The organism is Mycobacterium neumannii (assembly GCF_002245615.1).
In the GTDB taxonomy this organism is placed as follows: Bacteria; Actinomycetota; Actinomycetes; order Mycobacteriales; family Mycobacteriaceae; genus Mycobacterium; species Mycobacterium neumannii_A.
The window spans coordinates 125,965-140,076 of the sequence record NZ_NKCO01000005.1 but is presented as its reverse complement, the minus strand read 5'-3'; the positions used below and the strand labels follow the sequence as shown (position 1 = coordinate 140,076).

The 14,112-nt window shown below is 68.7% G+C and carries 15 protein-coding genes; 2 read left to right on the top strand and 13 right to left on the bottom strand.

The window, feature by feature from the left end; translation table 11 throughout:
* Positions 1–4 precede the first annotated feature (4 nt).
* Entirely contained in the window at positions 5–445 is a 441-nt protein-coding gene (locus CEX88_RS08855; protein WP_238382005.1) for a hypothetical protein, read from the top strand.
* Between the two features lie 4 nt (positions 446–449).
* Here CEX88_RS08855 and egtE read toward each other — a convergent pair whose 3' ends face one another.
* The 8 genes from egtE to CEX88_RS08815 form a co-directional block, all read right to left on the bottom strand.
* Entirely contained in the window at positions 450–1,565 is a 1,116-nt protein-coding gene (gene egtE, locus CEX88_RS08850; RefSeq protein ID WP_094293202.1) for an ergothioneine biosynthesis PLP-dependent enzyme EgtE, read from the bottom strand.
* Positions 1,562–2,551: an L-histidine N(alpha)-methyltransferase gene (gene egtD / locus CEX88_RS08845; protein WP_094293201.1), complete on the bottom strand. Its 990-nt coding sequence runs from the start codon at positions 2,549–2,551 to the stop codon at positions 1,562–1,564. The genes egtE and egtD overlap by 4 nt, the downstream gene beginning before the upstream one ends.
* Positions 2,551–3,240, bottom strand: coding sequence for an ergothioneine biosynthesis protein EgtC (egtC, locus tag CEX88_RS08840; protein WP_094293200.1), 690 nt, complete (start codon positions 3,238–3,240; stop codon positions 2,551–2,553). The genes egtD and egtC overlap by 1 nt, the downstream gene beginning before the upstream one ends.
* Positions 3,240–4,514: an ergothioneine biosynthesis protein EgtB gene (gene egtB, locus CEX88_RS08835; protein WP_094293199.1), complete on the bottom strand. Its 1,275-nt coding sequence runs from the start codon at positions 4,512–4,514 to the stop codon at positions 3,240–3,242. Before egtB ends, egtC begins: the two co-directional genes overlap by 1 nt.
* Positions 4,511–5,803: an ergothioneine biosynthesis glutamate--cysteine ligase EgtA gene (gene egtA, locus CEX88_RS08830; RefSeq protein WP_094293198.1), complete on the bottom strand. Its 1,293-nt coding sequence runs from the start codon at positions 5,801–5,803 to the stop codon at positions 4,511–4,513. The genes egtB and egtA overlap by 4 nt, the downstream gene beginning before the upstream one ends.
* Before the next feature lie 122 nt (positions 5,804–5,925).
* A complete protein-coding gene (locus tag CEX88_RS08825; protein ID WP_094293264.1) occupies positions 5,926–6,525 on the bottom strand; it encodes a sensor domain-containing protein in 600 nt (199 codons plus the stop codon).
* 54 nt (positions 6,526–6,579) lie between these two features.
* Entirely contained in the window at positions 6,580–7,008 is a 429-nt protein-coding gene (locus CEX88_RS08820; protein ID WP_174523486.1) for an organic hydroperoxide resistance protein, read from the bottom strand.
* Between the two features lie 206 nt (positions 7,009–7,214).
* A complete protein-coding gene (locus CEX88_RS08815) occupies positions 7,215–7,610 on the bottom strand; it encodes a hypothetical protein (protein ID WP_238382004.1) in 396 nt (131 codons plus the stop codon).
* A gap of 143 nt (positions 7,611–7,753) precedes the next feature.
* Between CEX88_RS08815 and CEX88_RS08810 the strand changes: the two genes are divergently transcribed.
* Positions 7,754–8,971 carry an oxygenase MpaB family protein gene (locus CEX88_RS08810; protein ID WP_094293196.1) on the top strand — a complete coding sequence of 406 codons (1,218 nt, stop codon included), beginning with the start codon at positions 7,754–7,756 and terminating at the stop codon, positions 8,969–8,971.
* A 97-nt stretch (positions 8,972–9,068) separates the two neighbouring features.
* On the opposite strand, the gene CEX88_RS08805 is transcribed toward CEX88_RS08810, so the two are convergent.
* The 5 genes from CEX88_RS08805 to CEX88_RS08785 all read right to left on the bottom strand — a co-directional run bounded on the left by CEX88_RS08805 (position 9,069) and on the right by CEX88_RS08785 (position 14,082).
* Complete coding sequence (locus tag CEX88_RS08805) at positions 9,069–10,166, bottom strand: DUF4185 domain-containing protein (protein ID WP_094293195.1); 1,098 nt, start codon at positions 10,164–10,166, stop codon at positions 9,069–9,071.
* A 50-nt stretch (positions 10,167–10,216) separates the two neighbouring features.
* Positions 10,217–11,257 carry an aspartate-semialdehyde dehydrogenase gene (locus CEX88_RS08800; RefSeq protein WP_094293194.1) on the bottom strand — a complete coding sequence of 347 codons (1,041 nt, stop codon included), beginning with the start codon at positions 11,255–11,257 and terminating at the stop codon, positions 10,217–10,219.
* Entirely contained in the window at positions 11,257–12,522 is a 1,266-nt protein-coding gene (locus tag CEX88_RS08795) for an aspartate kinase (RefSeq protein ID WP_094293193.1), read from the bottom strand. Before CEX88_RS08795 ends, CEX88_RS08800 begins: the two co-directional genes overlap by 1 nt.
* A 102-nt stretch (positions 12,523–12,624) precedes the next feature.
* Positions 12,625–13,608 (bottom strand): linear amide C-N hydrolase, encoded by a 984-nt coding sequence (locus CEX88_RS08790; protein WP_094293192.1) that lies wholly within the window; start codon positions 13,606–13,608, stop codon positions 12,625–12,627.
* A gap of 21 nt (positions 13,609–13,629) precedes the next feature.
* Positions 13,630–14,082, bottom strand: a complete 453-nt coding sequence (locus CEX88_RS08785) for a hypothetical protein (RefSeq protein ID WP_231987826.1) — start codon at positions 14,080–14,082, stop codon at positions 13,630–13,632.
* Positions 14,083–14,112: the final 30 nt, after the last annotated feature.

Genomic DNA, 14,112 nt, shown 5'->3' with positions numbered 1-14,112 from the left:
GGCCGTGCGCGGTTTCTTGTTGCCGTCACTGGTGCTGGTGGCGCTGGCGGCCGGCTGCCACGGCGGTCAGCACGCGCGCGCGGACACCGTCGACGCCGCGCTGGATCGCCCCTTCGTGCTCGCCGGCGGACAGCAGGCCGAGATCGCCGCCGAGCCGCTGCGACTGCGGTTCACCGAGGTACCGGAGGATTCGCGGTGCCCGACCGAGGTCGAGTGCTTCTGGACCGGGCAGGCGCGAGTCGTCGTCGTGGTCGACGACGGGCGATCCGGCGAGCAGACCCTCGAGTTCAACACCAACCCCGCGCCAGGGCAGAACCGGCAGACCGTGCAGACCGGCGATTACTCACTCACGTTGCAGGCGCTCGACCCGTATCCCCGCACCCCCGAGGACGTCCCGCCCCTGTCGGATTACCGGGCGACGCTGCTGGTGCGCCGGACCGGTTGACGCCTCACCCCGCGGCCGCCAGGGCCGCGGCGAACCGCGCGAGCTCCTCTTCGTTGACGTCCACGTGCGGTGACGCCCGCAGCACCGGCGTGGTCATCTCGAATGGGGCTCGCTGCACATCGGCGAACGTGATGACGATGCGGTGTTCGGCGATCATCCAGTCGCGGACCTTCCGCGGATCGGCGCCGTCGGTGGGGACAAGCGTGGTGATCGCGGTCGGTTCTTCGCGCGATTCGACGACCCGCCATCGGTCGAGGGCAGCCACGGCGTCGCGGGTCATGCGGCCCACCTCTGCCAGCCGGGCCCGCACCGCGGCCGGTCCGTCGGCCAGATGTTCTCCGAGTGCCACCGAGAAGCCCACGCGGGCAGCGATATTCGCCTCGCCGTGCTCCAAGCGCTGCAGGACGGACAGGGGCAGGTTCCACTCCGGCGGCGGCAGGCGTGGGCGCAGCCGCTCCGCGAGCTCGCGATGGACGCCGAGGAACCCCACTCCGCGCGGCCCGGCGATCCACTTACGCGATGAACCGTAGATCGCCGCAGGTGTGACCGCGCAGTCCAGATGCCCCAGCGCCTGGGCGGCGTCGACGATCAGCGGCACACCGAGTTCGCGGCACGTGGCGGCCAGCGCCGAAACCGGCTGCGCCAGCCCGCGGTGACTGGCCAGCGCCGTCAGGTGCACCAGCGCGGGCGGGTCGGCGGCCAGTTGACGCGTTGCCGCCGGGACGTCGAGTCGCCCGTGGTCGTCGGCGGGCAGCGCGCGGACGGCGAAACCGTTGGCGGCCATGATCGCCAGGTTCGGCCCGTACTCGCCGGGCAGGCAGGCCAGGGTCCGCTGTCCGGGCCACGCGCCGAGCAGCAGGTCCAACGCGTTGTTCGCGCCGGTGGTGAACACGAAGTCGGTGCTCGCCAAGCCGGTCAGCGCGGCGAGCGCGGCGCGTCCGGCGTCGAGCACCGGGACGGCGGCCTCGGCTGCGACGTAGCCGCCGACTTCTGCTTCGCGGCGCGCGTGCTGCACGGCCGCGTCGGTCGCCGCGACGCTCTGACGCGAACAGGCGGCACTGTCCAGGTGGATTCCGGCCACCGCCGGCCTGGCCGCCCGCCACCGATCGGCGAGGCTCATTTCGTCGACAGCGACAGGCCGAAGTCGCCTGCGGGGTCGGTCCACCAGTGGGTCATCCGAAGCCCGGCGGCGCCGAGTTCGGCTTCCACACCCTCGCGCCGGAATTTGCAGGACACCTCGGTCAGCATCGCCTCATCGGCGTCGAACTCGACTGTCAGCCCGAGATCGCGCACGCACACCCGCTGCGCTTCGGTGGCGCGCAGCCACATTTCGATGCGCTCGTCACCGGCGTTCCACACCGCGACGTGTGCGAACTTCTCGAGGTCGAAGTCGGCGTCCAGCTCACGGTTGACGACGGCGAGCACGTTGCGGTTGAAGCGCGCGGTCACACCCGCGCTGTCGTCGTACGCGCGCACCAGACGATCGGCGTCCTTCACCAGATCGGTGCCCAGCAGCAGGCTGTCGCCGGGTTGCAGGGTGTCGGAAAGAGCGGCGAGGAAGTCGCCGCGCGGGCCTGCGGTGAGGTTGCCGATCGTCGAGCCGAGGAATGCGACCAGGCGGCGTCCGACGTGGGGGATCTTGTCCAGGTGCTTCTCGAAATCCCCACAGACGGCTTCGATCTCGAGGCCGGGATACTCGGCCTGTAACGCCGTGCCCGCGGCGGCCAGCACGCTCGCGTCGACGTCAAACGGGATGAACCGGCGCAACGATCCGCGGCGACGTAGCGCGTCGAGCAGCATGCGGGTCTTTTCCGACGTGCCGCTGCCCAGTTCGACCAGTGTGTCGGCGCCGGAAGCCGCGGCGATGTCGGCAGATCGGTTTCTGAGGATCTCGGCCTCGGCACGCGTCGGGTAGTACTCCGGCAACCGCGTGATCTGATCGAACAGGTCACTGCCGATCGCATCGTAGAACCACTTGGGCGGCAATGACTTCGGTCTCGACGACAAGCCGTCGAGAACGTCGCGGCGCAGCGTGTTCGCTGCCGAGTCCGCCGACAGGTGGTTCGACAACGACAGCGTGCCCGCGTGATCGGCTCCCCGCGCCATCAGGCTCCTTTCAGTGCGACGAGTTGCACACCCGACGGTGTGACTTCGACGAGGTGTCGGTCCGGGATCTCCGCCCAGGCGGGGTCGTCGTCGTACGGCTCACTGGCCAGGACCACGCCGTCGGGACGTCGCAGTACGGACAGCGTGTCGCCCCATGTCGTGGCGACCAGGCGTGATCCGTTGCCCGCCAGGATGTTCAGCCTCGCGTTCGGGTCGGCCGCGGCGACCTCGACGATGGTGTCCCCCAGCGCGTCCAGCCCGCGGTCGAAGATGAGCGCGGCGAGCAGGGCGCTGTCGTTGGTGGACTCGGCGGCGGCCGACAGCGGGAGCACCTCGCGATCGACGAGTCCGTTGTGGGAGAGCAGCCAATGCCCGTCGGTGAACGGTGCGACCGCGGTCGCCTCGATCGGCATGCCGATGCTCGCAGATCGCACCGCGGCGACGATACAACCGCTGCGTAGCGCGGGCGCGACCGAGGCGAGCGAGGCGTCCCCCCACATCGGCGTCGCGCTGCGCCAGCGCCGCGGTGTCGCGCCGTCGAAGAAACCCACACCCCACCCGTCGGCGTTCATCAGCCCGTGCTTCTGCCTGCGCGGTGAATACGACTGCACCAGAAGGCCGTTGGCGGGCTCAAGGGTCAGCGACGCCACCGAGGCCGGTTCGCCGAGCCACCCGACATGCCTGCACATCACGCGTCCCAAGCCAGTCGGACGCCCGAGAAGATCTGACGTCGGATCGGGTGGTCCCAGTTGCGGAAACTGGGCCGCAGGATCGCCGACGCGACCGCCCACGATCCGCCGCGCAGCACTTTGTAGTCACCGTCGAAGAAGGGCTGAGAGTAGCGGTCGTAGATCATCGGCGTGAATCCCGGCCATGGGCGCAGCGGCGACGTCGTCCACTCCCACACGTCGCCCAGCATCTGTTCGGCGCCGTAGGCCGACGCGCCGGCCGGGTAGGCACCGACGGGCGCTGGACGCAGCGCGTCGCCGCCGAGGTTGGCCAGGGCGGCGGTGGGTTCGGTTGCGCCCCACGGATAACGGCGTCGCCCGCCGACAGCCGGATCCCACGCGCATGCCTTCTCCCATTCCACCTCGGTGGGCAGCCGGGCGCCCGCCCACGCTGCGTAGGCCTCGGCTTCGAAGAACGTGACGTGCTGGACCGGCTCGGTTTCGGGGATCTCCTCGGCGTGGCCGAACCGGGTGCGGGTTCCGTCCGGATTCCAGAACTGCGGCGCGGTCAGACCGGCTTCGGTCCGGTGCTTCCAACCGCGCTCCGACCACCAGCGGGGTTCGTCGTACCCGCCGTCGTCGATGAACCGGCGCCATTCGCCGTTGGTGACCGGGACGCGTCCGATGCGGAAGGCGGGTACGTCGACGACGTGTGCCGGGCGTTCGTTGTCCAGAGAGTATGGCTCGGTGGTCGCGTCGACGCCGAGCACGAACTCGCCCCCGGGCACCGACACCGATGTGCCCGCGACGTCCTGACGGCCTTCGGGAAGCGCAGCTCCGGTGTCGAGCAACGGTGGGCCGGTTCGCAGGTTCAGCGCCTGCAGCATGGTTTCGTCGTGCTGGTTCTCGTGGCTGATCACCAGGCCGAAGGCGAAACCGGGCTCGTCGTCGGGTAGGACGTCCAGCGTGTCGAGCACCTTGTCGCGCACGGTGGCGCAATACGCTCTGGCATCCGAGGGCGGGAGCAGCGGCAGGTCCACCCGGCTGGCGCGGGAGTTGACGAACGCGTCGTAGAGACGTTCGACGTCGGGGCGCAGCATGCCGGGCCGGTCCGGGTTTCCGTCGCGCAGCAGCCACAGCTCCTCCTGCTGCCCGATGTGCGCGAGGTCCCACACCAACGGGCTCATCAGCGGGCTGTACTGACGGCCCAGCTCCGCGTCGTCGAAGTCGACGAGGCGCAGGGTGCGCTGACGTGCCCTGGTGAGTTCGCGCGCGATCGTTTCGCGAGGTGTCACAGTTCCCCTCGTGCCAGTTGCGTGACCGCGGGCGCGATCCCGTGTCGTGCGGCGCGGTCGCGGAAGTCGTCGGCTGGACAGCGTCCCTGTTCGACCGAACGCACCAACCGTTGCATCGATTCCGCGAGCTCGGCAGGCGCGCGTTCGGCGGCCGCCCGCACGCACCGCTGCGCGGCCGCCTGCAACCGGGGGTCGGCCAGGCCGATGTGGGCGGCCTGATCCCATGCGGTGGCGACGGGATGGGTGGCTTCGGCGGCCAGCTCGGCGGCCGTCGGGTCGTCGAGCAGGGTGACCAGCGTGAACGCGACCGCAGGCCAGACGGTGTCCGGCACGCTGTCGAGATAGCGGATCTCCAGCCACTGCCGCGGGCGGACCGGAGGGAACAACGTGGTCAGGTGATAGTCGAGGTCGGCGGCGGTGGGACGGCGGCCGCCGAGCGCGACCCGCCCGTCGGCCCAGTCGGCGAACGGCACCCAGTCGAGTACCGGTTCGGCGTCGGCGTCGGCGTGGTTGACGAGCATCACCGGAGCTTTCAGCGCGTACCGGGCCCAGTCGCTGGCCGGATCTTCGCCGTTCTCGCCTAGCACCGGGCCGCAGCGCGCCGAATCCAGTTGGCTCCACACGCGCTGCCTCGTTGACTGCCAGCCGGGGTCTTGTCCGCTCAGCAGCGGCGAGTTCGCGGTGATCGCGATCATCGTCGGCCCGAGCGCATGCGCGAGCCGCACCCGGTCCGCCCAGCCGTCACGGGGGCCCGCATCGAGGTTGACCTGCACCGAAGCGGTCGAGGTCATCATCGCCGCACCGGCGGCGGGGGTGCCGCTGGCGGCGAAGAACGCTTCCATCGCCCGGTAGCGCGCCCCCGAGTTGATGCGCTGTGGTGGCCGCAGCGGATCGGCGCCCAGCGACACCAATCCGAACCCGGCGCCGGCGAACGCAGCGCACAGCACGGTGCGGTCGGCGACCATCGCGTCGATCGCGGCGAGCGGGCCCGCGAGCGGCGGACCAGACAATTCCACGGCGCCACCTGGTTCGACGGTGACCCGGCTGCCCCCCGGTAGTGGTGGCAGGCCGGCGATGGTGGCGGTGAGCTCGTCCCAGCCGGGCCTGCGCGCGGGATCGGTCAGATCGAAGCAGTGCGCCTCGATCTCGAGTCCGACCCGGCCCACCGGGCCCTCGCGCAGACAACCGGCGCCGACCTGGCGAGCAGCGGCATCAGCGCTGGTCAGCTCGGTGCAATTACTCGGCAGCGGGTGCGCGTCCTTTACCTCGGACGTGATGGTGAAGGTCATTCCAACCATCCCCTTCCGGGAGTGGACCGCTCGGCCCCTTCAACCATCTTCCAGACGGGACCGACAAATCCAGCGCTTTTTGGATGACGCCTTCGTTACGAGGACCTTCACCCCGCCCCGAGTTACTGGCCGAGGGTGTTCTGCATGGCCCCGGCCAGCGCATTGACCGCTGGGCCGCCGTTACCGGACTGGCAGACCTTGGCCTGCAGCAGGACGTTCTCGCGCTTGCGCGTGGTGGTGAAACAGCGCCGGTCCGTGCCCGCCTCCTGTTTGACCCAGTCGGCGTCCGTCGCCGTGGTCGGCCCGCCGGTGAAGGTCCACACCTGGGTGGTGAAGTTGTCCAGGTGCATCGCGGTGGTCTGCCCGTTGCAGCCGCCGGTGCGGTCGACCACGCGACGGAAGGCGCGGTCGGCGGCGTCGGCCGTCGCGAACACGCCGACCGCCTGTTTGACCACATGCGTGGCGTCCGTCGGCGACTCCTGGGTCACCGCGCCGTTGAACGACGCCAGATCCGGGTCGGCGTAGACGTCGGGCAGGCCGATGTCCGCCCAGTTGTTACACGCGGGTAGGTCGACCGAGAAGGTCTGCACCGGCTCGGTGAACAACGACTCGAATCGCATTGTGGCGCCGACGATATTGCCCACCGAGCCCTTCGGCAGCACAGCGTAGTTGACGACGCCCGGATCGGAAGGGCGCGCTGCGGCGGGGCCGGCGGGTGCCATGACCGACAGCCCGATGGCCACGCCGACGCTCGCCGCGGCGACCGCCCGCACCGGTCAGACCTTCGCGGACAACTTGACTTCGATGTTGCCGCGAGTGGCCTTCGAGTACGGGCAGAAGTCGTGTGCCTTGGCCATCAGGTCATCGGCCACGCTCTGCTCGAGGCCCGGCAGGTAGCCGATTAGGTGAGCCGTGAGCCCGAAGCCGCCATCGGAGTCCGGTCCGAAGCCGACCTGCGCGGTGATCGAAGTGGCTTCGTCGATGTCGATCTTGTTGTTCTTGGCCTGCAGCCGCAGCGCGCCGAGGAAGCATGCCGCGTAACCCGACGAGAACAGCAACTCGGGGTTGACGCCCTCGCCGCTGCCGCCGAGCTCCTTGGGCGGGCGGGTGTCGAGATCGATCTTGCCGTCGGAGGACCGGACGTGGCCGTCACGGCCGCCTCCGGACGCGGTGGACTCTGCGGTGTACTTGACCTCAATGCTCATGGGCTCGATCATGCCAGTCTGCTGGTATTCGGCAAGAGACCCGTCCCAGTTGCCGTCCCCGCCACGGCTCTGACACCGTTGCGAGGCATGGCCGATAGCGTTGTGGGCCAAGCACTCCCGCTCCCGTCACTACTCGGCTCTGGTGTGCATTCAGATCGATAAAAGCCGCATATCGGTCGAAACGACGGTATCCGTCGAGCCAGTCGCTACGGGCGCGACGGCGCCGTGGTGGTCGGAGCCTCGGGTGACTGCGGCGGCTCGGGTGGCGCGAAGCGCGGCCCCTGCGTGTTTCCCGGTCCGCCGAACGGCGGGCGGCCGAACGACCCGCCGGGACCCATCGGGGCGCCCGGCGGCGGCCCGCGATGGAAGATCGCGACGTCGCGGTCGTGGCCGCTGTGATGGCCGCCGCGGTGATGGCCGCCCGAGTGCGAACCGAGGATGAAACCGGAGAAGAAGATCACCGCGACGATGAACACGGCGCCGGCGGCGATGCCCACCCAGGCGGCAGCGGCGCCGAGCTTGGAGCGTCGGGGGGCGACGTGGTCGTCGTGAGGTGCCGCCACCACCGGAGTGGTGGCGGGTTCGGATGGTGTTTCGGTCATGGCTGCCATCATGCGAGCTGTTTCGATGAGCCCGGCATGTGGCACCTATGAGCGGGCTGTGAATGCGACGATTGACACCGGTCACCCCGCCGAATAGCTTCGACTACACGCGTTGTCACTTTGCCTGGAGGGGAACCGAGACCATGCAGCGTCCGATCCCGACGCGACACCCGGCGCGGCCTCGCGCCGTGCCCGCCGGCATCCGCGTCATCGCCAAGGCGCTGGCCATCGGTCGACCCACGCCGGCGCAGTGGCGCAGGCTCGGCGAGCGGTTGACCGTCGGAGACGAACCGATGGACCGCCTCGTCGAGTGGATGTCAGGCGTCGGCGTGAAGCAGGCGCGGCCGTTGTTCGACCGGGCGCTCACCTACGGCATCGATGCGGTTCCCGACGCCCCGGAACCGTTGCGCGAGTTCTTCACGCCCGTGGAGACGCTGCCCGACTGGGTGGACCCGGTAAAGCTGCGCCGCGGTGCAGAAGCGCTGCGTCGCGGCGGTGCCGACGGCATGTACGTCGCACGTGACGTATCGCTTCTCGGCGGCTACCAGTTCTCGGGTTTCAACAAGACACTGTTGCGCACCGGCGCCCTGGAGAAGGGTTCGAACAAGCGCTTCGCCGAGACGATGCAGTGGGCGATGGACGTCATCTCCGACGGTGGGCTCGAACACCTGGGCGTCGGCTACCGGTCTACTCTGCGGGTTCGGCTGATTCACGGCCTGGTGCGCAGGCATGTGTTTGCGATGCCCGACTGGTGCGCCGACGACTGGGGTGTCCCGATCAACCAGACCGATATGGCGGCGACGCTGATCGGTGCGCTCGTCGCACCTGCCGTCGGTGTCGTGGGGATGGGAATCGTATTGCGGCCCAGAGATTACGAGGCCGTCGCCCACTTGACCCGCTATGTCGGATGGTTGATGGGTGTGGAGGACGAGTGGCTGCCGCGCGGGTTCCGCGACAGCATCCGGGTGCTCTATCACACCCTGGGCGCACTCGCCGAGCCCGACGAGTCGTCGAGGCAGCTTGCGGTTCCGATGGCCGACGACCCGATGATCTGGCATTACGACACCATGCCCGCGATCCGGCGTCGTATCGCACGCGCGCAACATCTTTCGGTCACCAGCGGCTTCCTGGGCGCCCGCACGATGCGCGCACTGGGCCTGCGCCCCCATGTGCCGTGGTACCCGGTGCTGCGGCTACCCGTGAACCTGACGCGCAGTGCGGCCGCGGTCACGCTGCCCGGCGGCATCGCCAGGGCGATCGCTCGCGGCGACCGCGAGCACCAGGCCTTGATGCGGACGATCGTCGGCGACGCCGGCGCCACCATTGGCGAGTCGGCCGAGCATGTCAGCACCGTCGCCTGAGCCACCTAGGACACAACAATCCCGCGGGCCTGGCACATCCGCATGCTTACGTGTCGTACCGTGATGGAAGGCTGTAGCCTGCCACGGATCTCGTTAATTAAGGCTTGAACGGGTTGGCCGCGAACTGGATCACCCGGTACGGCGACCCGCCGCGCGGTCCGGTGTTCCACTGACTGACGAACACCCGCACCTCGTCGAGCGTCGAACCCGGTGAGATGTAGCCGCCGTACGGCTGGGCCAGCCGGTTGCTCTCCGGAGGACCGAGATGGTCAGCGGGATCCGGCCATTCGGACGCCACGACGACGGTCGTCACCGGCGCGGCGCCCAGCCCGGTGGGGTCGTTGGCCACCCGCATCTCCATGTTCCCGGTGGTGGCGTTGAAGTACGACAGCACGGTTTTGCCGTCGATCTGGCGGATGCTCATCTCGCCGACCGCGTCTGGCCACAGCGGTGTCGGCGGGTTGCCCCAACCGGAATCAGCCGACCAGCCCTGCCAACTCGACCGGTCCTCGAAGTCCTGGGGCGTGGCCCGGTACAGCACCAGCGGCGCACTGCGGTCGAAGTTGTTGGCCACGATGTACACCCACCCGGTTTCGGAGTCGGTGCGCGGAATCGGGTCGTAGTAGCCGCTGATCTGCGACTGCCTGCCCTCGGCGTAGGACGCGGCGCGCTCGGAGTTTGGCAGCGTCGGCCAGTTCCCCTGTGCCGGGTCGGCTTTCACCAGCCGCGACGTCTCCGGGTCTAGTTCCCGCACAGTGGTGACCATCAGGTAGTTCTGCCGGTTGATCTGGACGACACCCGCAGGCAGTTGGGACATGCCCGCAGGGGTCGGATCGGCCAGCAGCGGACGGTCGGTGCCGGTCACGCCGTCGTAGCGCACACCACCCGGGTCGTCGATCGACTCCGTCTCGACGTGCAACGCGATCGGTGAGAACCACCCTCCGTAGCCGACTCCCTGTCCGGCGAAACTGTCGCCGCACACCTGCAGGATGCCGCTTGGAAACTCCATGAACTCGCACAGGTCGGTGGCGCCGATACCGTAATCGCGTGTCGGGGTGCCGGTTCCGGCCGTCGGACCGATCCTGATCACCTGGCCGGGCGCCAGCGGCGGCAGCACTGGATCGGGCACAGGGGCGGGCTGAGCGGCGGACGGCGTTGCGGACAAGACGCCCAGCACCACCGAGATTGCACTCATGCAGACGGTTACTCGCACTTTGTCTGCGTGGTTGCAATCTCGCCGCGGCGTCAGAGTTCGGCGGCCAGCAGTTCGGCGATCTGAATCGTGTTGAGTGCCGCGCCCTTGCGAAGGTTGTCCCCGGACACGAACAGTGCCAGCCCGCGCCCGTCGGGCACGCCGGGATCCTGCCGGATGCGTCCGACCAGCGAGTCGTCCGCACCGGCCGCGGCCAGCGGCGTCGGGACGTCGACGAGCGTCACGCCGGGCGCCGCACCCAACAACTCGGTCGCCCGCCGCACTGAAAGCGGTTGCGAGAATTCGACGTTCAGCGACAGCGAATGGCCCGTGTACACCGGGACCCGCACGCACGTACCGCTGACCGCCAGGTCCGCGATGTCCAGGATCTTGCGGGTCTCGTTGCGCAGCTTCTGGTCCTCGTCGGTTTCACCGGAGTCGTCATCGACGTACGACCCGGCCAGCGGGACGACGTTGAACGCGATCGGTGCCACGTACTTCGACGGCGCGGGGAAATCCACCGCGGACCCGTCGGCGACCAGGTCCCGGCTGCTGTTCACCACCGCGCTGGCCTGATCGAACAACTCCTCCACACCGGCCACGCCGCTGCCCGACACCGCCTGATACGTCGAGGCGATCATCCGCACCAGACCCGCCTCGTCGTGCAACGGCTTGAGCACCGGCATCGCGGCCATCGTGGTGCAGTTCGGGTTCGCGATGATGCCCTTCTTGAGGGTGACGCCCCGCACGTCGCGCGCGAAGTTCACCTCGCTGACCACCAGCGGAACGTCGGGATCCTTGCGCCAGGCCGAGGAGTTGTCGACCACGATCGCACCGGCTCCGGCGAACCGCGGCGCCTGCACGCGCGACATCGTCGCCCCTGCGGAGAACAACGCGATGTCCAGTCCCGCAGGATCGGCATTTGCGGCGTCCTCGACCTCGATCTCCTGCCCGCGGAAGGAGAGCTTCTTGCCCTGCGACCGCGCCGAGGCGAAGAACCGCACACTGGTCGCCGGAAAGTCCCGCTCTTCCAACAGCGTTCGCATCACCTGGCCGACCTGACCGGTCGCGCCGACAACACCTAGATTGACCATTATCGTCCCGTCCCCGCGTACACCATGGCCTGCTCGTCGCCGCCCAGGCCGAACGCCTCGTGCAGCGCGGCGACGGCCTTGTCCAGGTCGGTGTCCTTGACCAGGACCGAGATCCGGATCTCCGAGGTGGAGATCAGGTCGATGTTCACCCCGACTTCGGCCAACGTCTCGCAGAACTTGGCGGTCACCCCGGGATGGCTCCTCATACCGGCGCCCACCAGCGACACCTTGCCGATGAGGTCGTCGTAGAGCACGCCGGTGAAACCGATCTCGCCCTGCAGCGAGCTGAGCTTCTGCACCGCGGCCGGGCCGTTGTCCCGCGGGCAGGTGAACGTGATGTCGGTCTTGCCGTCCTCGACCTTCGAGATGTTCTGCAACACCATGTCGATGTTGATATCGGCGTCGGCGACGGCGCGGAACACCTTGGCGGCATAACCCGGCACGTCGGGGATACCGACCACGGTGACCTTGGCCTCACTGCGGTCGTGTGCGACTCCGGTCAGAATGGCGTCTTCCACGGGAATGTCCTCCATTGATCCGGTCACCAGGGTGCCGGGGTTGTCCGAGTATGACGAGCGCACGCGTATCGGCACGTTGTACCGACGGGCGTACTCCACGCAGCGCAGCATCAGCACCTTGGCGCCGCCGGCGGCCATCTCCAGCATCTCTTCGAAGCTGACCTGGTCGAGGTGGTGGGCGTTGGGCACGATTCGCGGGTCCGCGGTGAAGATGCCGTCGACGTCGGTATAGATCTCGCAGACGTCGGCCTTCAGCGCCGCGGCGAGCGCCACGGCGGTGGTGTCGGAGCCGCCGCGCCCCAGCGTCGTAACGTCCTTGCTGTCCTGACTCACGCCCTGGAAGCCGGCGACCAGGACGATCACACCCTCGTCCAGCGCGTCACGTAGCCGGCCGGGGGTGACGTCGATGATCTTCGCGTTGCCGTGGATGCCGGTGGTGATCACGCCGGCCTGCGAACCGGTGAACGAGCGCGCCTGCGCGCCAAGCGAGTGGATGGCCATCGCGACCAGCGCGTTGGAGATGCGCTCACCGGCCGTCAGCAGCATGTCCATCTCGCGCGGCGGCGGCGCGGGGCACACCTGGTTGGCCAGGTCGAGCAGTTCGTCGGTGGTGTCGCCCATCGCCGAGACCACCACGACGACGTCGTTGCCCTGCTTCCTCGTCTCGACGATCCGCTCGGCCACGCGTCGGATCCGCTCGGCGTCGGCAACCGAGGATCCGCCGTACTTCTGCACGACGAGCGCCACTGATCAAGCCTTTCAAGTGCTGGGAAGGATCCCAACAAGGATAAGGGCTATGCGCACCGGATTTCTTTCACCCGTGGTGGGCCCGACAGGAACCGTCGGCGATCAGGGCACTCCGAGGAACGGGAACGGGTCGGCTTCCTCGAAGTTCGCGCTGGCATCGCCGGCATAGATCGTCTTCTCACCTTCGCCGAGCGACAGCCGCAGCGTCGGGGCGCCGGGTGAGAAGTCGAGGTTGCCCAGCTCGACCCAGAACGTGTTCGGCGAGAGCGCGGACTCGAAGAAGTACCGCAGCGCCTTGTGGTCGACGACCGTGCGCCAGCGGGTGGTCGAGATGTTCGGCTCGTCGGGTGTGGAGATTCCGTACGGCACCGACGCGTTGCGGACGACGCTGAGCACCGTCGCGGCGGCCAGCAGCGGGTCGTCGGTCTTGGGCACCGCGTCGATGTAGAACGACGCCCGCACGAACCGGTCCGCGGCGCGGTTGGTCCCCGGCAGCATCACGGTGCCGCCGATCTGCTTCCAGTACTCGCTGATCGCGAGCTGCTTGTCGAAGGTCGGCGAATTCGTCATCACCCGGTACTGGCGGCCGTGGTGGATGACCTGCTCGCCGTCGATGTACTCGACGATCGCGCTGTCGCCGCCGGCATCCGACACTGCCAGGTGCAGCGTCGCCATCCGTTCCTCGCCGGGTACTGCGGCGGTGGCCACCCGCAGCGGGGTCGCGCTCAATGCCTGCACGGCCTCGGCCACCGTCGCGAAGTTGTCGAGCACGTACTGGCCCCACAGCGCCAACGAGACCGCGGGACCCGGAGCGGTCTGGGCGGGATAGACCGATTCGGCCAGCCACAGGAGGTTGACCACGAGTCCGGCCTCGTTCACGCCGTCGGTCGTGCTGATGTCGTAGCCGGTCGCGACCACGCTGCCGTACTTCGACGTCCACTCCGCGGAGTCGGGGCCGGCCTGGCCGGTCCGGCGGACGCCGCTCGGCAGCGCCCACAGATTGGTCTGGATCTCCGACTTCCAGTCCATGGAGCGACCGGTGACGTTGCGGTTATCGGTTCCGAGGTAGACGACGCGGGTGCACATGCCCCGCATCGTAGGAGGTGCTCAGTTGGTGCAGGCCTCGGACAGCTCGGCGAGCTTGCGCCGCAACTGGCTGTCGAGCGCCGACATCTCGTAGTAGATCTGCGGCGCGGGCGCACCGGGCGCCGGAGACTCCGTCTCCGCGCGCGCCTGAGGCATCTTCTGGACGAACAGGCCTGCGAGATCGGCGACTTCCACCGCGGTGAACCGCAGCTCGGGGGTGTCGATCTTGCGTGCGCGCTCGGAGAGCCCGTTGGCCCACTCCCGGTAGGCCAGCTCCTCGGCCGCGGTCGGCGGCCCCTCGGCGCCCTCGCTCTTAGAGCTGATCAGGTCGTTCTGCTGCTTGTTGTATTCGAGGAAATCGAGCACCGGACGGCATTCTTCGGGCGGTTGCTGCAGTTGGCTGTAGACCAGGGACACGATCGCGATCACGACGACGGCGATCGCCACCCACCACCGCCGATCAAGAGTCCTCACCGCCGCAACTCTAGCCAGCGCCGGATTCGT